This window comes from Telluria sp. AZSoR62, from assembly GCF_058111565.1.
The window spans coordinates 47,714-66,941 of sequence record NZ_JBYTST010000019.1 but is presented as its reverse complement, the minus strand read 5'-3'; the positions used below and the strand labels follow the sequence as shown (position 1 = coordinate 66,941).

The 19,228-nt window shown below is 66.9% G+C and carries 11 protein-coding genes; 7 read left to right on the top strand and 4 right to left on the bottom strand.

The window, feature by feature from the left end:
* Nucleotides 1–174 precede the first annotated feature (174 nt).
* Nucleotides 175–2,097 (top strand): SurA N-terminal domain-containing protein, encoded by a 1,923-nt coding sequence (locus AC3XQU_RS21775; RefSeq protein WP_489876250.1) that lies wholly within the window; start codon nt 175–177, stop codon nt 2,095–2,097.
* A gap of 159 nt (nt 2,098–2,256) precedes the next feature.
* On the opposite strand, the gene mnmH is transcribed toward AC3XQU_RS21775, so the two are convergent.
* Together mnmH and AC3XQU_RS21765 are read right to left on the bottom strand one after the other, a co-directional pair.
* On the bottom strand, nt 2,257–3,312 hold the full coding sequence (gene mnmH, locus AC3XQU_RS21770; protein WP_489876249.1) for a tRNA 2-selenouridine(34) synthase MnmH: 1,056 nt from the start codon (nt 3,310–3,312) through the stop codon (nt 2,257–2,259).
* Entirely contained in the window at nt 3,309–3,938 is a 630-nt protein-coding gene (locus AC3XQU_RS21765) for an arylesterase (protein WP_489876248.1), read from the bottom strand. Before AC3XQU_RS21765 ends, mnmH begins: the two co-directional genes overlap by 4 nt.
* Here AC3XQU_RS21765 and AC3XQU_RS21760 point away from each other — a divergent pair.
* Nucleotides 3,937–4,665 carry an ABC transporter ATP-binding protein gene (locus AC3XQU_RS21760; RefSeq protein ID WP_489876247.1) on the top strand — a complete coding sequence of 243 codons (729 nt, stop codon included), beginning with the start codon at nt 3,937–3,939 and terminating at the stop codon, nt 4,663–4,665. The genes AC3XQU_RS21765 and AC3XQU_RS21760 overlap by 2 nt on opposite strands.
* On the opposite strand, the gene AC3XQU_RS21755 is transcribed toward AC3XQU_RS21760, so the two are convergent.
* Nucleotides 4,662–6,167 carry an NAD(P)H-hydrate dehydratase gene (locus AC3XQU_RS21755; RefSeq protein WP_489876246.1) on the bottom strand — a complete coding sequence of 502 codons (1,506 nt, stop codon included), beginning with the start codon at nt 6,165–6,167 and terminating at the stop codon, nt 4,662–4,664. The two genes, AC3XQU_RS21760 and AC3XQU_RS21755, sit on opposite strands and share 4 nt — an antisense overlap.
* Before the next feature lie 85 nt (nt 6,168–6,252).
* On the opposite strand from AC3XQU_RS21755, the gene AC3XQU_RS21750 reads away from it, so the two are divergent.
* The 5 genes from AC3XQU_RS21750 to AC3XQU_RS21730 all read left to right on the top strand — a co-directional run bounded on the left by AC3XQU_RS21750 (nt 6,253) and on the right by AC3XQU_RS21730 (nt 17,488).
* The gene (locus AC3XQU_RS21750) at nt 6,253–9,852 is read left to right on the top strand and encodes a hydantoinase B/oxoprolinase family protein (RefSeq protein ID WP_489876245.1); all 3,600 of its coding nucleotides are present in this window, start codon (nt 6,253–6,255) and stop codon (nt 9,850–9,852) included.
* Nucleotides 9,853–10,051: 199 nt separating this feature from the next.
* Nucleotides 10,052–10,975, top strand: coding sequence for an ABC transporter ATP-binding protein (locus AC3XQU_RS21745; RefSeq protein WP_489876244.1), 924 nt, complete (start codon nt 10,052–10,054; stop codon nt 10,973–10,975).
* 9 nt (nt 10,976–10,984) lie between these two features.
* A complete protein-coding gene (locus AC3XQU_RS21740) occupies nt 10,985–14,566 on the top strand; it encodes a M1 family aminopeptidase (protein ID WP_489876243.1) in 3,582 nt (1,193 codons plus the stop codon).
* Nucleotides 14,567–14,698: 132 nt separating this feature from the next.
* The gene (locus tag AC3XQU_RS21735) at nt 14,699–16,804 is read left to right on the top strand and encodes a protein-disulfide reductase DsbD family protein (protein ID WP_489876242.1); all 2,106 of its coding nucleotides are present in this window, start codon (nt 14,699–14,701) and stop codon (nt 16,802–16,804) included.
* 57 nt (nt 16,805–16,861) lie between these two features.
* Entirely contained in the window at nt 16,862–17,488 is a 627-nt protein-coding gene (locus AC3XQU_RS21730; protein ID WP_489876241.1) for a redoxin domain-containing protein, read from the top strand.
* 45 nt (nt 17,489–17,533) lie between these two features.
* Here the strand turns inward: AC3XQU_RS21730 and AC3XQU_RS21725 are convergent, their stop codons facing one another.
* Nucleotides 17,534–19,162 (bottom strand): tetratricopeptide repeat protein, encoded by a 1,629-nt coding sequence (locus AC3XQU_RS21725; RefSeq protein WP_489876240.1) that lies wholly within the window; start codon nt 19,160–19,162, stop codon nt 17,534–17,536.
* Nucleotides 19,163–19,228: the final 66 nt, after the last annotated feature.

The window sequence follows — 19,228 nt, the reverse complement described above, 5'->3', positions numbered from 1 at the left end:
GAGCGGTAGTTCAGTTGGTTAGAATACCGGCCTGTCACGCCGGGGGTCGCGGGTTCGAGTCCCGTCCGCTCCGCCAGAATTCAGAAGTACCCGGCAGTGTGAACACTGAACGGGAAACAAGAAGGGGCGAACGCGAGTTCGCCTTTTTTTTTAACATGTTTGGAATGGCTGACCATGTTTGAATTTGTTCGTAATAACAAGCGCGTGATGCAGGGCCTGCTGCTCGTGATCATCGTGCCGTCCTTCGTGCTGGTCGGTGTCGAGAGCTACCAGGACCGCGGCGACGCGGCCGCCAGCGTGGCGACCGTCGCCGGACAGAAGGTGACCCAGCAGGAATGGGAAGAAGCCCAGCGCCGCCAGATCGACCAGGCGCGCCGCATGATGGGTGCGCAGTTCGACCAGAAGCTGTTCGAGACCCCGGAAGCCAAGCAGGCGATCCTGAACAACCTGGTGGCCGAACGCGCCGTCGCGGCGGAAATCGCACGCGGCAACGTCACCGTCAGCGACGACGCCCTGCAAAAGAACATCCTGGCGATCCAGGCCTTCCGCAAGCCGGACGGCAGCTTCGACATGGAACAGTACAAGTCGGCCCTGGCCGCCCAGGGCATGACGCCGGCGATGTTCGACCAGCGCCTGCGCCGCGACCTGGCCGTGCAGCAGATCTCGAGCTCGATCGAGGCGACTGCATTCGCCCCGCGCAGCGTGGCGACCCGCCTGTCGGACATCAACGACCAGGAACGCGAAGTCCAGGAGCTGCTGTTCCCGGTCGCCGCCTACCTGCCGCAGGTCAAAGTCACCGACGCGATGGTCAAGGCCTATTACGACAAGAACGCCCAGCTGTTCACCGTGCCCGAGCAGGTCAAGGCCGAATACGTGGTGTTCGACGCCGACGTCGTCGCCAGCCAGACCCAGGTCACCGACGCCGAAGTGGCCGAGTACTACAACAAGAACGTCAAGAGCTACACGACGCCGGAGCAGCGCACCGCCAGCCACATCCTGATCAACCTGGCGCGCGATGCAAAGCCGGCCGACCAGGCAGCGGCCAAGGCGAAAGCCGAAGCGGCGCTGGCGGAAGTACGCAAGAACCCGGCCAACTTCGCCGAGATCGCCAAGGCGCAGTCGCAGGATCCGGGCTCGGCCCAGGCCGGCGGCGACCTCGGCGTGGTGGAGAAGGGCGCCTTCGTCAAGCCTGTCGAAGACGCGATCTACTCGCTGAAAGAGGGCGAGACGAGCGGCCTGGTGCAGTCCGAATTCGGCTACCACATCATCAAGGTCACCGCGATCAAGCCGGCCGAGCAAAAGCCGCTGGAAGCCGCGAAAGAGCAGATCGCCGCCGACCTGAAGAAGCAGAAGATGTCGAAGAAGTATTCGGAGCTGGCCGAAGTCTTCACCAACATGGTCTACGAGCAGTCGGAAAGCCTGAAACCGGTCGCCGACAAGCTGGGCCTGAAGATCGAGACCGTTGACGCGCTGACCCGCACCCCGAGCCCGCAGATGGCCCAGGCGCCGTTCAACCACCCGAAATTCCTGGCCGCGATCTTTGGCACCGATGCGGTCAAGAACAAGCGCAACACCGAAGCCGTGGAAGTCGCGCCGAGCGTGCTGGTCGCCGGCCGCGTGGTCGAATTCAAGCCGGCTGCCAAGCGTCCGCTGGCTGAAGTCGACGCCGCCATCCGACAGCGCGTGACGCTGGAAGAAGCGGCGCGCCTGGCACGCCAGGCCGGCGAAGCCAAGCTCGCCGCTGCCAAGGCATCGGGCGACGCGACCGGTTTCGGCGAAGCCAAGCTGGTCTCGCGCACCAAGGAGCCGGCCATCAACACCACCGCGGCGATTGCGGTGCTCAAGGCCGACGCCACCAAGCTGCCGGCCTATGTCGGTGTCGACGTGCCGGGTCAGGGCTACGGCGTCTACCGCATCGGCAAGATCACGCAGCCTGCCCAGCCGGACGCGAACCGCCGCAAGCAGGAAGCGCAGCAGATCGCGACCCTGGTGGGCCAGTCGGAGATGTTCAACTACGTCGAAGCGCTCAAGACCAAGGCCAAGGCCAAGGTCAATGTGCAGCCGTCGCAGTTGGGTGTGAAGACCGACGCGCAGTAATTCTCAGCGTATAAAAAAAGCCCGGCTGCGTGAGCAGGCCGGGCTTTTTGTTTTGTGGGGATCACCCTGCGGGTCGACGGCCGCCCGTAGGGTGGGCAGGTTCCCTGCCCACGCGTTCAACCAGCTTGCGAATCGCCGCGACTCCTGTGGACCCCGTCCCTAGGCCGCATGCAAGCTGCGCGCCGCCTTCACGAAATCGTCTTGCGCGATATCCTTCAATTCCACGACTTCGCCCTTGGCCACCTGCACGAAATTGCGGTCGATCGAGCGCAGATAGGCCGGATCGTAATGCTCTTCCAGCAGCTGCGCCACCAGTTCGGGCATGGCGCCGCCCTTGGCCATCGCATGCCAGGCGTCGATCTTGGCGCGCCCGTGCAGCTGCACCAGGTGGTCCAGCTGGGAGTTGAGCGCATCCGGATTGGCACAGAAGTGATCGTAGTCTTCCATCAGGAGCCGCACGCGGTTCTCGCGCGAGAGCGAGAGCGAAATGCAGGTCGAGGCGCGCATGCGCTGCATCACCGCGTCCGGCACGCGCAGGTTGCCGACCTTCTTGCTTTCCGATTCGACGAACACCGGCTTGGACGGGTCGAAGCGGCGCAGCTTGTCCCAGATGAGGCTCTCGAACATCTTCTGGCTCGGTTGGGGCTCGTTCGGCAGGTGGCCCAGCACCGAGCCGCGGTGGGCGGCCAGGCGCTCCAGGTCGAGCACCTGGGCGCCGAGGCTGTCGAGGGTCTCGAGCAGGCGGCTCTTGCCGCTGCCGGTGGTGCCGCAGACGACCCGGAAGTCCAGGTCGGGCGGGGTCTCCAGGCTGGCGGCGACGTGCGCGCGATAGGCCTTGTAGCCGCCATCGAGCTGGATCACCGGCCAGCCGATCTTGGCCAGGATGTGGGCCATCGAGCCGCTGCGGTTGCCGCCGCGCCAGCAGTAGACCAGCGGCTTCCAGTCCTTCGGTTTTTCAAGCCACAGGGCTTCGACATGGCGCGCGATGTTGGCGGCAACCAGCGGAGCGCCGACCTTCTTGGCCTCGAACGCCCCGACCTGCTTGTACAGGGTGCCGACCCTGATGCGCTGTTCGTCGTCCAGCACGGGCGCGTTCAGCGCGCCGGGAATGCGGTCGAGCGCGAACTCGGACTGGCTGCGCGCGTCGATGATGGCGTCGAAGCGGTCGAGTTCGGGGAGGATGTCGGCAAAAGTCAGGACGGCTGGGTATTTCATTGTTTCTTCACGAGGGTGGCGAACTGCGGCCAGATGTTGTTCAGGATGATCGGGTGGGCGGCAGCAAGCGGGTGCAGGCGGTCCTGCTGGAACAGCGCCGGCTTGTCGGCCACGCCTTCGAGCATGAAGGGCACCAGCGGCGAGCGGGTGTCGGCCGAGATTTTCTTGAACATGTTGAAGAAGCTCTCGGTGTAGGCGCGGCCGTAGTTCGGCGGCATGCGCATCCCCACCAGCATGACCTTGGCGTTCTTCTTCTGCGCCATGTCGACCATGGCGCGCAGGTTGCTCTCGGCCGAGGCCACCGGCAGGCCGCGCAGGCCGTCGTTGGCGCCCAGTTCGATCACGACGATGCTGGGCTTGTGCTGGTCGAGCAGGGCCGGCAGGCGGGTGCGCCCGCCGATGGTGGTCTCGCCGCTGATGCTGGCATTGACTACCGAGGCCTGGATCTTTTCGGCTTTCATCTTCTGCTCGAGCAGGGCCACCCAGCCCGCGCCGCGCGCGATGCCGTATTCGGCCGACAGGCTGTCGCCCACCACGAGCACCGTTTTTGGTGCAGAATAGGCGCTCGCCGACGCTGCCAGCGTCAGGACCGCAACGACAGAACATTTTTTAAGAACAGCTAGCATGCGTGATAACTCCGAGGTTTCCAAGGGTGGTGCAACGACGAATGCCGCAAGGCCGGCAGGGCAGCCGCCTGCGATTGAAGTCAGCGGCCTCTCGAAGCGGGTGGCGGACGCCAGCGGCGAACTCACCATCCTGCAAAACATCGATTTTACCGTGCAACCGGCCGAGACGCTCGCGCTCGTCGGCGCCTCGGGTTCGGGCAAATCGACGCTGCTGGGCCTGCTTGCCGGCCTGGATACCCCATCCGGCGGCAAGGTCCTGCTCGACGGCACCGATATCTTTGCATTAGACGAGGACGGCCGCGCCGCGTTCCGCAAGGCCAAGCTGGGCTTCGTGTTCCAGTCCTTCCAGTTGCTGGCCCACCTCAATGCCGTGGAAAACGTGATGCTGCCGCTGGAATTGCGCGGCGACGGCGACGCCCGCGCCAAGGCCGAGGCCATGCTGGGCCGGGTCGGGCTGGCCAGCCGCCTCAAGCATTATCCGAAATACCTGTCGGGCGGCGAGCAGCAGCGCGTGGCCCTGGCGCGCGCCTTCGTCACCGAGCCGCCGCTGCTGTTCGCGGACGAGCCGACCGGCAGCCTGGACGCGGCCACCGGCGAATCGATCATCGGCCTGATGTTCGAACTGAACCGCGAGCGCGGCTCGACCCTCGTGCTGGTCACGCACGACCCGGCCATGGCGGCGCGCTGCGGGCGCACCATCACCATCGCCGCCGGCCGTCTGGTTTAAGTTCCCCCGGCGGCGGCCTCCGCCACCAGCATGTTGAGCACCGCCCGCGCCGCCGCGGGCAATTCGCCGGCGCTCATGCCGATCGGCCCCACGCCATTGGCCACCAGCAGGTCGGCCGCAGCGCCATGGATCCAGGCCCCCGCAAGGGCCGCTTCCCACGCCGGCCAGCCCTGGGCCAGCAAGGTCCCGCAGATCCCCGCCAAGACGTCGCCGCTGCCCGCCGTGGCCAGCCCGGCGTTGCCGGTCGGGTTGATCACCACTTCGCCATCGGGTCGCGCGATGACCGAACCCGAACCCTTGAGAATGACGGTGGCCTGCGTGCGCACGGCGATCTCGCGCGCAGCGTCCAGCCGCCCCGCCTGGATGGCGCCCGCGTCCTGGCCCAGCAGGCGCGCCGCTTCCAGCGGATGGGGCGTGAGCACCGTCGGCGCAGTGCGCGCGGCCACGCGTCCCAGCAGGTCGGGACTGGCGCCGACCAGCGTGATGGCGTCGGCGTCGAGCACCAGGGGGCTGTCGCTGTCGAGGGCCCTGGCGAGCAGGCGCATCGCGCCGGCCGAGCCGCCCATGCCGGGGCCGACGACCAGCGTGCGCTGGTCCAGGTCGAATTCGTCGGCGGGGCGGAACATGAGCTCGGGCTGCACGCTGTCGTATGTCGGCCCGGGGTCGATCATCGCCACGAACACCCGTCCCGCGCCGGCGAGCAGGGCGCCGCGCGCGGCCAGTACCGGCGCCCCGGCCATGCCGTGGGCGCCGCCGATAATCGCCACGTCGCCGAAGCTGCCCTTGTGCGTGTTGTGGCGGCGCGGCGCCAGCAGGTGGGCAAAGACGTCGTCGGTGCCCAGGCGCGTGGTCGATGGCGGCAGGTGCTCCGGCCCGAGCCCGAGCGTGTCCACGTGCACCAGGCCGGCGTAATCCCTGCCGTCGAGCGTGTGCAGGCCCGGCTTGTCGCCCAGGAAGGTGATCGTATGCGTGGCGCGCACGGCAATGCCGTCCGGGCCGATCACGGCGCCGGTGTCGGCATCGAGCCCGCTCGGCACGTCCAGCGCCAGGATGGGGCAGCGCACGCTGGACAAGGAGGCGACGGCGTCGCGGTACTCGTCGTCGATGGGGCGCCTCAATCCAATGCCGAACAGGCCGTCCACCACCAGGCCCCAGTCGCCATCGGGCGGCAGCATGTCGACGAAGCCGACCGTGCCGTCGCGGGCGCGCTCGTGCGCGCTGGCGGTCTCGTTGGAGGCGTCGCGCTGTCCCGGCAGGTGCAGCACCAGGGCGTCGATGCCGGCATCGGCCAGGATGGCGGCCATCTCGAGCGCGTCGCCGCCATTGTTGCCGGGCCCGGCCAGCACCAGCACCGGCTTGTCGCGCCGCTCGCCCAGCAGTTGCATGGCGAACTTGGCGGCGGCCGCGCCGGCGCGCCGCATCAGGGTTCCGGGTGGCAGTTCGGCATAGGCCGAGGCTTCGATGGCGCGCAGCTGCGCCACGGTGTAGAGGTGATTGTCCATGCCGGCAATTGTGCTGCATTTTCGCCAACACGGTCGCGCGCCCGAGCTACAATCTCGGGTCAACAGCATCGGCAGGAGTATGGATATGGACTGGCAGTTCTGGATCGACCGCGGCGGCACCTTTACCGATATCGTGGCGCGCACGCCCGACGGACAGCTCGTCACGCACAAGCTGCTGTCCGAGCATCCCGAGCAGTACCGCGACGCCGCGGTCGCCGGCATCCGCCACCTGCTGGGCGTTGCGGGGGAGGGCTTGGTGCCGACCGGGCAGATCGAGGCCGTCAAGATGGGCACCACGGTCGCCACCAATGCGCTGCTCGAGCGCAAGGGGGAGCCCACCGTGCTGGCCATTACACGGGGCTTTCGCGACGCGCTGCGCATCGCCTACCAGAACCGGCCGCGCCTGTTCGACCGCCACATCGTGCTGCCCGAGCTGCTCTACGGCGAGGTGATCGAGATCGCCGAGCGCATGGGTGCGCACGGCGAGGTGGTCATGCCGCTCGACGAACCTGGCGCGCGCACGGCGCTGCAGGCCGCCTGGGACCGCGGCCTGCGCTCGCTGGCCATCGTGTTCATGCACGGCTACCGCTACACGCAGCACGAGGCGGCCGTGGCGCGCATTGCACGCGAGATCGGGTACACCCAGGTGTCGGTATCGCACGAAGTGAGCCCCCTGATGAAGCTGGTCGCACGGGGCGACACCACCGTGGTCGACGCCTACCTGTCGCCAATCCTGCGCCGCTACGTGGACCAGGTAGCAAGCGACCTGCCCGGCGTGAACCTGCAGTTCATGCAATCGAATGGCGGCCTGACCGATGCGCGCGCCTTCCAGGGCAAGGACAGCATCCTGTCCGGGCCCGCCGGCGGCATCGTCGGCATGGTGCGCGCCAGCCGGCTGGCCGGCTTCGAGCGCGTGATCGGCTTCGACATGGGCGGCACCTCGACCGACGTGTCGCATTTCTCGGGCGAGTTCGAGCGCGTGTTCGAGACCCAGGTGGCCGGCGTGCGCATGCGTGCGCCGATGATGAGCATCCATACGGTGGCGGCGGGCGGCGGCTCGATCCTGCATTTCGATGGCGCCCGCTACCGCGTGGGCCCGGACAGCGCCGGCGCCAACCCGGGCCCGGCCAGCTATCGCCGCGGCGGGCCGCTGGCCGTCACCGATTGCAACGTCATGCTGGGCAAGATCCAGCCGCGCCATTTTCCGCGACTGTTCGGCGCCCGCGGCGACGAGCCGCTGGACGTGGAGGCCGTGCGCGCGGGCTTTGCGGCCCTGGCCGACGAGATCGCGGCCACTACGGGCAGCAGGCCGGCGCCGGAAGCGGTGGCCGAGGGCTTCATCCAGATCGCGGTCGGCAACATGGCCAACGCCATCAAGCAGATCTCGGTGCAGCGCGGCCACGACGTGACCGACTACGCGCTGACCAGTTTCGGCGGGGCGGGCGGGCAGCATGCCTGCCTGGTGGCCGACGCGCTGGGCATGAAGACGGTGTTCATCCATTCGCTGGCGGGCGTGCTGTCGGCCTATGGCATGGGCCTGGCCGACCAGAGCGCGATGCGCGAGCAGGCGGTCGAGCTGCGCCTGAAAGAGGCCGGCGCCGACCTGCTGGGCGTGCGCCTGGCCCAGCTGGGCGACGCGGCCCGCGGCCAGCTGCTGGCACAGGGCGTGCTGCCGGAACGCATTGAACTGGTCCAGCGCGTGCACCTGCGCTACGAAGGGACGGATTCGGCCATCGTCGTGCCGTTCGGCGACGCGCAGGCGATGCAGGCGGCCTTCGAAGCGGCGTACAAGCGCCGTTACTCCTTCCTGATGCCTGCGCGCGGCCTGGTGGTCGAAGCGGTATCGGTCGAAGCCATCGGCCGGGCCGACGCGCCGGTCAACGCCGCGCCGGTGGCAGGTTCCGGCGGCGCGCAGCCCGCGCCGAACGAGACCGTGCCGATGTACAGCGGCGGCGCCTGGCACGATACCGGCGTCTTCCTGCGCGGCGGCGTCAAGCCGGGCGACATCGTACGCGGTCCGGCGATCATCGCCGAACCCAATGCCACCACGGTGGTCGAGCCGGGCTGGCAGGCCCAGGTGACGCCGCACGATCACCTGGTGCTCACCCGCGTCGACGCGCTGCCCGAGCGGCGCGCCATCGGCACCACGGCCGATCCGGTCATGCTGGAGATCTTCAACAACCTGTTCATGTCGATCGCCGAGCAGATGGGCCTGCGCCTGCAGAATACGGCCTATTCGGTGAACATCAAGGAACGGCTGGACTTCAGTTGCGCCATTTTCGACGCCGACGGCAATTTAGTGGCCAACGCGCCGCACATGCCGGTGCACCTGGGGTCGATGGGCGAGAGCATCAAGACCGTGATGCGCGAGAACGCGGGCCGCATGCGTGCGGGCGACGTCTACATGCTCAACGATCCCTACAACGGCGGCACCCACCTGCCGGACGTCACGGTGATCTCGCCGGTGTTCGACGAGGCAGGCCGGGAGATCCTGTTCTACGTCGGCTCGCGCGGCCACCACGCCGATATCGGCGGCACCACGCCGGGCTCGATGCCGCCGGATTCCAGCCACATCGAGCAGGAGGGCGTCCTGATCGACAACTTCAAGCTGGTCGATGGCCTAGACGGCATCCTGCGCGAAGAGGAAACACGCAGGCTCTTGACCAGCGCGCGCTACCCGGCCCGCAATCCGGACCAGAACATGGCCGATTTGCGCGCTCAGGTAGCAGCCAACCAGAAGGGTGTCGAAGAGCTGCACAAGATGGTCGCCCATTTCGGCCTGGGCGTCGTGCGCGCCTACATGGGCCACGTGCAGGACAACGCCGAAGAAGCGGTGCGGCGCGTGATCTCGGCCTTGAAGGATGGCCAATACAGCTACGAGCTCGACAACGGGGCGCGCATCGAGGTCGCGATCCGGGTCGACCGCGCCAGCCGCAGCGCCGAGATCGATTTCACCGGTACATCCGGCCAGCTGCCGAACAACTTCAACGCCCCATCGAGCGTGTGCATGGCGGCGGTGCTGTACGTGTTCCGCACGCTGGTCGACGACGAGATCCCGCTCAACGCCGGCTGCCTCAAGCCCCTGAAGGTGATCATCCCGCCCGGCTCCATGCTCAACCCGCATTACCCGGCGTCGGTCGTGTCGGGCAATGTCGAGACCTCGACCTGCATCACCAACGCGCTGTACGGCGCGCTGGGCGCGATGGCCGCCAGCCAGGGCACCATGAACAACTTCACCTTCGGGAACGCGCGCTACCAGTATTACGAGACCATCTCGGGCGGTTCGGGCGCGGGAGAGGGCTTCGACGGCACCGACGTCGTGCAGACCAACATGACCAATTCGCGCCTGACCGACCCGGAAATCCTCGAATTCCGCTTCCCGGTGCGGCTGGAGAGCTATGAGATCCGCCACGGCTCCGGTGGAACAGGGCGCTGGAACGGAGGAAACGGCGGCGTGCGCAAGCTACGCTTCCTTGAACCGATGACGGCGGCGATCCTGTCGAACAACCGGATCCACGCGCCCTTCGGCATGGCGGGCGGGGAGCCGGCCGAACGCGGGCGCAATACCGTCGTGCGCGCCGACGGGACGGTCGAGACGCTGGGGCATATCGGCAAGGTCGGGATGGAGCCGGGCGACCTGTTCGTGATCGAGACGCCAGGGGGTGGCGGGTACGGGAAGCCTTGAGCCAGGCGGCAACCAGGTCTTTTATGGCCTGTGCATATACCGCGATTCTCGTCGTCCATTCCCGCTTTTCGACGGCCTGTCACATGATGCAGACATTGCGTTTTATTAACGGTACATTAGCTGAAAGGAAATAATCTGCCGGGTCCGCCCCTGCGCGACAAGGTCGACAACCGAATATAAACCCTGGAGAAACAAGCCGATGCTATCGATCAAGCAGCTCAACAAGACCTATGCCAATGGCGTCAAGGCCATCAATGATGTCAGTCTCGAGATCCCGAACGGCATGTTCGGCCTGCTGGGACCGAATGGCGCCGGCAAATCCTCCTTGATGCGCACCATCGCGACGCTGCAGGATCCCGATAGCGGCAGCATCCATTTCCATGGCCTGGACGTGCTGAAGGAAAAGGAAGCGTTGCGGCGCCAGCTCGGCTACCTGCCGCAGGACTTCGGCGTGTATGCGAAAGTCAGCGCCGAAAAGCTGCTGCACCACTTCGCCGTCCTGAAGGGCATCGCGAGCAAGGGCGAGCGCAAGGAAGCGGTCGAAGCCCTGCTGCACCAGACCAACCTGTGGGAAGCGAGGAAGCGCGGCCTGGGTACGTATTCGGGCGGCATGCGCCAGCGTTTCGGCATCGCCCAGGCGCTGCTGGGCGCGCCGCGCCTGGTGATCGTCGACGAGCCGACAGCGGGCCTCGACCCGGACGAGCGCAACCGTTTCCTGAACCTGCTGGCCAAGATCGGCGAGCAGGTGGTCGTGATCCTGTCGACCCATATCGTCGAGGACGTGACCGACCTGTGCCCGCGCATGGCCATGATCGCCAAGGGCACGGTACTGCTGCAGGGCGAGCCGCAGGCCGCGATCGACACCCTGAAGAACCGCGTCTGGCGCCGCACCGTCAGCCAGGACGCGCTGGCTGAATACCAGGAACGCTTCAACGTGCTGTCCACCCGCCTGGTGGCGGGCCAGCCGCAGATCAACGTGTACGCCGAATCGCAGCCGGACGATGGTTTCCGCAGCGTCGAGCCGGACCTGGAAGACGTCTACTTCCTCCAGATCCGCCATGCCGGCCGTGCGTCGGCAACGGCCCCGGCCGCGGCCGCGGCCGGCGTTCCGGTCACGGCGTAAGGAGCGGCCATGTTGAGAGAATTCTTCAGCTTCGAGCTGGGTACCCAGCTGCGCCAGCCCTTGCTGTGGGTCTGCGCGCTGCTGTTCGGGGCGCTCGCCTTTGGCGCGTCCACGACCGACGCGATCCAGGTGGGCGGCAGCATCGGCAACGTCAACCGCAATGCGCCGGTCGTCGTCGCCCAGATGCTGGGCGTGTTCAGCCTGATGTCGATGTTCGTCGTCACCATCTTCATTGCCGGGACCGTGCTGCGCGACAGCGAAGTGGGCATTTCCGACATGCTGTTCGCCACCCCGATGAAAAAGCACGACTACCTGATCGGCCGTTTTTGCGCCGGCCTGGTGGGCTGCCTGGTGATCTTCGCCCTGGTCGTGGTGGGCATGATGCTGGGCCCCCTGATGCCCTGGGTCGACACCCAGCGCGTGGGACCATTCCCTGCTGGCGCCTACCTGTGGGCCCTGGGCGTGATCGTCGTGCCCAACCTGTTCTTTGTCGGCGCCCTGTTGATGCTGCTGGCGTCGACCACGCGCTCGATCATGCTGGTCTACGTCGGCGTACTGGCCTTCTTCGTGCTGTGGATCGTGGCCGGTAACTTCACCGCGGACATCAACAACGAGTGGGTCGCCGTGCTGGCCGATCCCTTCGGTATCCGTGCCCTCGGCCGCGCCACGCGTTATTTCTCCACCGCCGAAGCCAACGCCGGCCTGCCGGACTTCGCCGGCTACATGCTGGCCAACCGGGTCCTGTGGGGGGCGGTGGCGCTCGCGCTGTTCGGCCTGACCCTGGTGCTGTTCAAGCCCCAGCGCGCCGGGACCGGCAAGCGCCTGTTCGGCAAGGCCAAGCTGCAGGCAGCCGGCGCGCCGGTCGCGGCGCAGCTGGCCCTGCCGCGCATCGCGCCGCGTTTTACCCGTGCGACGCACTGGGTCCAGGCCTGGCACATCTTTACCTTCGATGCGGTGGCGGTCTTCAAGAGCGTGCCTTTCCTCGTCATGCTGCTGTTCGGCGTGCTGAACATGGTCGGCGCCGCCTCGCAGATGGGTGAGATCTTCGGCACCACCGTGTACCCGATGACCCACCTGATGGTCGAGCTGCTGAACGGCAGCTTCAACTTCCTGCTCATTATCATCGTGACCTTCTATGCCGGTGAACTGATCTTCAAGGAGCGCCAGGTGAAGATCGCCGACGTCAACGACGCGATGCCGGTGCCGAACTGGGCGCCGCTGGCGGCCAAGAGCCTGGCCCTGGTGGGTGTCGTGCTGGCCTTCCTGCTCACCGGTATCGTGACAGCCATCGCGATCCAGCTGGTCAAGGGCGGCGCGCCCATCGAGCCGCTGGTCTACCTCAAGGGTGTCCTGATCGCCGGCCTGCCGTATGTGTTCATGGGCCTGTTCGCCGTGGTGCTGCAGGTGGTCACCAACAACAAGTTCATCGGCTACCTGCTCATGATCGTGCTGATGGTGTGGCAGGTGGTGGCGGGCGTCGTGCACCTCGATCACAACCTGGTCAACATCGGCGGCCTGCCGCGCACACCGTACTCGGACATGAACGGCTTCGGCCACTTCATCGCGGGCTGGTCCTGGTTCGCGCTGTACTGGACCCTGTTCACGGTCGCCGCGCTGATCATGGCCCAGGCCTTCTGGGTGCGCGGACTGTCGAGCCAATGGCGTAGCCGCGTGCGCGAAGCAGGCCGCCGCTTGAAAGGTCCCGCCGGCGCCGCGCTGGCGGGTTGCCTGGTCGCGTTTGCCGGCGTGGGTGGCTGGATCTTCCACAACACGAACACCCTGGCGCGCTACGAAGCCGGCGACACGAGCATGGACAAGCAGGCCCTGTACGAGAAGACCTACCGCAAATACAAGGACCTGCCGCATCCGAAGATCACGGACGTGCGCGCGGCGGTGGACATCTATCCGGAACAGCGCCGCCTGATGATCAAGGGCAGCTACGTGTTCGAGAACAAGACCGCGCAGCCGCTCGACACCCTGCGCCTGCAGCTCAACTCCGACGTCGTCACCACCCTGTCGGGATTGCCGGCGCACCGGGTCGAGCTGGACGACAAGGAGGCCGGCTTCCGGATCCTGAAACTGGCCCAGCCTTTGCTGCCTGGCGCGCGCCTGCCGCTCGCATTCACGGTGGACGTGCGCCGTCCGGGATTCACGAACGGCGGCACGCCCGACACCATCAACCTGAACGGCACCTTCTTCAACAACCGCCAGTTCTTCCCGATGGTCGGCTACCAGCCGAGCTTTGAACTCACCGACCGCAACGAACGCCGCAAGCGCGGCCTGGGCGAGCCCGAACGCATGGCCAGGCTGGAAAACCAGGCCGCCCGTGCCAACTCGATGTTCGGTGGCGAGGCGGACTGGATCAGTTTCGAGACCACGGTCTCGACCAGCGCCGACCAGATCGCACTGGCGCCGGGCTACCTGCAGAAATCGTGGAAGGCGGGTGGCCGCAACTACTACCAGTACAAGATGGACCAGAAGATGATGCCGTTCTTCGCCTACCTGTCGGCCAACTGGCAGGTGAAGAAGGGCCACTGGCGCGGCATCCCGATCGAGGTCTACCACGACCCGAAGCACACCTACAACGTCGACCGGATGATCGCGGGCACCCAGAAGGCGCTGGACTATTTCAGCACCCGGTTCACGCCTTACCAGCACAAGCAGGTGCGCATCCTGGAGTTCCCGAACTACAGCACCTTCGCCCAATCGTTTGCGAATACGATCCCGTTCTCGGAATCGATCGGCTTCATCGCCGACCTGCGCGACAAGGAAGACATCGACTACGTCTTCTACGTCACCGCCCACGAAGTGGCGCACCAGTGGTGGGGCCACCAGGTCACCGCCGCCAACGTGCAGGGCGCCAGCATGCTGATCGAATCGCTGTCGCAGTACTCGGCGCTGATGGTGATGGAGAAGGAATACGGCCGCGACAAGATGCGCCGCTTCCTGCGCCACGAGCTCGATCGCTACCTGCGCTCGCGCGGCGCCGAGAGCATCGAGGAACTGCCGCTGGCGCGGGTGGAAAACCAGGACTACATCCACTACCGCAAGGGCAGCCTGGTGTTCTATCGCCTGCGCGACGAGATCGGCGAGGAAGCGCTGAACCGGGCACTGAAGCGCTTCTTGCAGGACAAGGGCTACCAGGAGTCGCCGTTCACGACGTCCGCCGAGCTGCTGGAATATATCCGCGCCGAAGCGCCGCCATCGAAGCAGGCCCTGATCGCCGACCTGTTCGAGAAGATCGTCTTCTACGATAACCGGGTGCTCGAGGCCAGCGCGAACAAGCGGCCCGACGGCCAGTGGGACGTGAGCATGAAGCTGCACCTGGCCAAGATGGAGGCCGACGGCAAGGGCAAGGAAACGGCGCGCGCCTACGACGAGCCGGTGGAGATCGGGATCTTCGCCCGCGCCAAGGGCGCCAGGGAAGCCGACGAGCGCGTGCTGCTGCTGGAAAAGCGCGTCCTGTCGGCCGACAATCCGGTGGTGAACGTGACGGTCAAGGAGCAGCCTTTCGAGGTCGGCGTCGACCCCTACAACAAGATGATCGACCGGGTCTCGCGCGACAACCGCAAGGAAGTCAGCATCGACTGACCGAGAACTGCCCCGCGATCGGCGATGCTTGCGGCCACGGCGCGTCGGCGCTGTAGCGCAAGCATCGCCTCTTGGTTTAGGATAGTGCGACGTGTTCTTTCTCGGCGGCGCCCACAACACATACATATGTTCATGCACCGATTTCTTATCACCGCAGGTCGGTATGGCCGCCAGGCCCTGGCCGCAGTGCTGCTGGCAGTGCTGCTTCCCGCGCTGGCCCTGGGGGCGGAAAGCAATGCCCAGCGCAGCCCGCGCGCCACGGTGACGCTCATCAGCGAGCATGCGGCCGTCAGCCCGGGCCAGCAGCTGCGCATCGGCCTGCGCCAGCGCCTGGCCCCGCACTGGCACACCTACTGGAAAAATCCGGGCGACGCAGGCTCGCCGCCGAACATCGCCTTCAAGCTGCCGCAAGGCGCGTCGGTCGGCGAGATCGACTGGCCGGGGCCCGATCGTTTCATCATCGGGCCGGTTGCCAGCTATGGCTACGAGAACGAGATCGTGTTCCCGATGGGCTTGACCGTGCCGCAGGACGCGCGGCCAGGAGGCCAGCTCGTGATCGAAGCCGATGCCGACTGGGTGGTGTGCGAAAAAGAATGCATTCCCGAAGAAGGAAAGTTCCGTCTAAGCCTGCCGGTGGAAGCGGCGCCGTGCCCGGCCGATGCGGCCTTGCTGGCGGCCTTCGGTATCGCCGATGCGCGCCGGCCGCAGGCGGCGCCATGGAAAGCCACCTTGTCGCCAGGCGGGGCGAACCTGGAGCTGCTGGTCCAGGGCGCGGGCATTTCCGCGCAGTCGGTGCGGTCGGCCCTGTTTTTCCCGGAGCGCTGGGGCGTGGTCGACCACGCCGCCCCGCAAGTCCTGCAGGCAGGGCAGGGCGAGCTGCGCCTGAAGCTGGCAAAGGCCGAAGGCTATGCGCCGGGCGCGTCGCCCGGCTTGCTGGCCGTCACAGACGGGGGCGGCCAACGGCGCTGGTTCGTGCTGGAGCCGGCCGCCGGCGCGGGTACGGCCGCCACCACTGCGCCATCTGCCACCCTGCCGTTGTGGCAGATGGCGGTGTTTGCTTTCATCGGCGGCTCGATCCTGAACCTGATGCCCTGCGTATTCCCGGTGCTGGCGATCAAGGCCACGGCGCTGGCCGGCATGTCCGGCACGGATCGGCGCGAGGTGCGCTGGTCAGGCATTTACTACACGTTGGGCGTGCTGGCCGCCTTCATGGCCCTGGCGATGGCCTTGCTGGCCGTGCGCGCCGGCGGCAGCGCCGTCGGCTGGGGCTTCCAGTTCCAGTCGCCGCTATTCGTGGCCGCCATGTGCTGGCTGATGCTGGCGATCGGCCTGAACCTGTCCGGCGTGTTCGAGGTGGGCGGTTCGCTGGCCGGCGCCGGGCAGCAGTTGGCAGAGCGGAAGGGCCATGCCGGCAGCTTCTTCACGGGCCTGCTGGCCGTGGTGGTGGCGACGCCCTGCACCGCGCCCTTCATGGGCGCGGCGATCGGCTCGGCGCTGGTGGCGCCGGCCTATGTGAGCGTGATCGTGTTTGCGATGATGGGCCTCGGCCTGGCCTTGCCTTTCCTCTTGCTGGGACTGTTCCCGGCGCTGGCGCAGCGCCTGCCGCGGCCCGGCAAGTGGATGATCACGCTGCGCCAGGCGATGGCCTTCCCGATGTACGCAACCGCGGCCTGGCTGCTGTGGGTCCTGACCCAGCAGGCGGGCGAGGCGGGCCTGCGCACGGCCCTGGCCGGGGCCGTGCTGGTGGGCCTGGTCGCCTGGCTGGTGGGTCTGGGCCAGCAGGGCGCAAGAAAAGCCTGGTGGCCGCGTGGCGGAGCGCTGCTGGGCCTGGCCGGCCTGCTCGGCCTGATGGCGGTCCTGCATGCGCTTGAGCCGCCGTCTGCCTCGCCTGCCCAGCAGGCGGCGAATGCGGAACCCTACAGCGCCGCGCGGCTGGCCAGCCTGCGCGCCGAGGGCAAGCCGGTATTCGTGAACATGACTGCCGCCTGGTGCATCACCTGCCTGGTCAACGAGCGCACGACCCTGTCCAGCGCTGCCGTGCAGCAGCTCATGCGGGAGAAGAAGGTGGTCTACATGAAGGGGGACTGGACCAACCGCGACCCGGCCATCACCGCCTTCTTGCAATCCTTCCAGCGTGACGGCCTGCCGTTCTACGCGTTTTATGCGCCCGGAAAGGAGCCGGTGGTCTTGCCGCCGGTGCTGACCCAGGCCATCGTGACCGAGTCCCTGCAGTACTAGCTGGTCCTTGCCGGCGCCGTCCGGCTTCCGATTCACTTTTTTTGAAAGAGGCATTCCATGAACGCTTATCCACGCCGCGCCATGCTGCGCACCACCGCCCTGGCAGCCTGCCTGTTCGTGTCGACCCAGGCGCTGGCCGCACCCGCGGTCGGCCAGCCGGCGCCGTCGTTTGTCGCCGTCGACAGCAAGGGCAAGCAGCACAAGCTGGACGATTTCAAGGGCAAGGTCGTGGTCCTGGAATGGACCAACCACGAATGCCCTTACGTGAAGAAGCATTACGGCGCCTCGAACATGCAGAACCTGCAAAAGCAGGCACAAGCTGCCGGCGTGGTGTGGCTGAGCGTGATTTCCTCGGCGCCGGGCGAGCAGGGGCATGTCGCCGGCGCCAGGGCCGACGAGCTGACCGCCAGCCGCCAGGCTGCGCCGACGGCCGTGCTGCTCGACCCGCAAGGTACGATCGGGAAGGCCTACGACGCGCGCACCACGCCGCACATGTATGTGATCGACGCCAAGGGCATCCTGCGCTATGCCGGCGGCATCGACAGCATCGCCTCGCCCAAGGCCGACGATATCGCGAAGGCCGATCCGCTGTTCAAGAGCGCGATGGAGTCGGTCGTGAAAGGGGAGAACGTCAAGCAGGCGGTGACGCGCCCTTACGGCTGCAGCGTGAAGTACAAGTCGTAAGCCGGGGCTGGCCCGCTGCGGCAAGCGCAGCGGGCCGCATTTGGCTCAGCCCGAAATACCGTACTTGCGCCTGGCCTGCTGGAATTCCTCCGCCAGCGCCGCCAGGCGCGGGTGGTTCGCGTCCAGCGCGCGCAGCCGCTCGATCTGCTCGTGCGCGACTTCGCCCAGGGCGTGGTCCCAACCGAGCTCGTTCACCTGGCGCAGGATGCCGCCGGCCACCGCCACCATGACCTGCTGGTTGCCGGGCGCCATATGCAGCGCTTCCATCAGGGTCTGCACGGCGCCGCGCACGTCGCCCATGTTGCGCTTCTCGTCGGCCACGCCGAGCAGGATCTGGGCTTGCGCGCGCAGTTGCTGGCCCATGCCGTCGGCCAGGTCCGGCCGGCCGGCGCGCACGAATACGCCGATGGCCTGGTCCACCGTGACAGGACTCGCGGCGTCATGCATCACCGTCATCATCACGTTGGAAGCCTGCTCGTCCATCTGGTGCTCGAGGCAGGCCTGGGCCAGGCCGATCTTCAGGTTCGAGGACAGGCCGCTGCTGGCGCGGGTGGCGCTCACCGCCATCTGCAGCTCGGCGACCGCGGCGCCGATATTGCCCATCTTTTCGTGCAGCAGGGCGCTTGAATAGGCCTTGCAGGCGTCCACGTTGGCGTTGCCGCGCAGCGAGCGCTCCAGGTCGCGGATCACGCCGCCGGCGCCCTGGACGTCGCCGCGCGTGACCATGGCCTTGACCAGGTTCACATGGTCTTCCGGGTCGCGGAATTCGGAATAGCGCGCCTTGCTCACCACCTGCTTGAAGGATTTCTCGGCCGCTTCCGCATCGCCGTTCTCCAGCGCGACTTCGCCCAGCTTGCGCAGCCGGCGCACCATGTGCGGCGAGATCGCCACGGCTTCTTCCAGGATCTTCTGCGCCTCGCTGCTGGCGCCGAGCTGTGCGTGGCAGCGCGCCAGCAGGTCGTAGGCGCCCATCAGGCGCGGGTTGCCCTGCACGAGGTGCTCGAGGGTCGCGCGCGCCTCCTCGAAGTTGCCTTGCGCAACCATGGTGCGCGCCAGGCCGAGGCCGGCCCAGCCCAGCGGGCGCTCGGCCAGCACGTCGCGGTAGAGGGCGCCGGCTTCGAGGTGTTCGCCCACCGAGACGTGCAGCTCGGCCTTCAGGCGCAGGAAGTCGAGTGCGTAGCGCGGGCTGGTGAGGGCGGCCGTGGTGCAGGCGCGGATCGCGTCGCGTGGCTTGCCTTGCGCGGCCAGCTGCCACACCGGAAGCAGGGCGGTGCGGCGCTCGAGCGCGCGCTTGATCCGGCCGCTGAGCATGTCGACGGTGAAGGGCTTGAGCACGTAGTCGGTCGGGGTCAGTTCGGCCGCGCTCACGACCTTGCCGTAGACGCCTTCGGAGGTGAGCATGATGAAGATGGTCGAGGCGGTGATCAGGCGGTGGTGGCGCAGGTCTTCCAGCAGCTGCTGGCCGTCCTGGCCGTCGCCGCCGGGGCCGTCGAGGTCGTATTCGCACAGGATCACGTCATAGCTGCGCTTGCCCAGCTGCTTGATCGCGGTGCTGGCATTGACTGCGGACTCGACCTTGGTGATGCCGGCCTGGTTCAGCATGTTCTGCAGGCTGGCGCGCATGCCCGGGTTCGGGTCGACCACCAGCACCGACAGGTTGGCATTCTCTTGCATCTTCGCTCTCGTTCCCCGTTGGGCGCGCGCGAGTTTGCGGCGCACCTTTTGTAATTATGGTCCCGT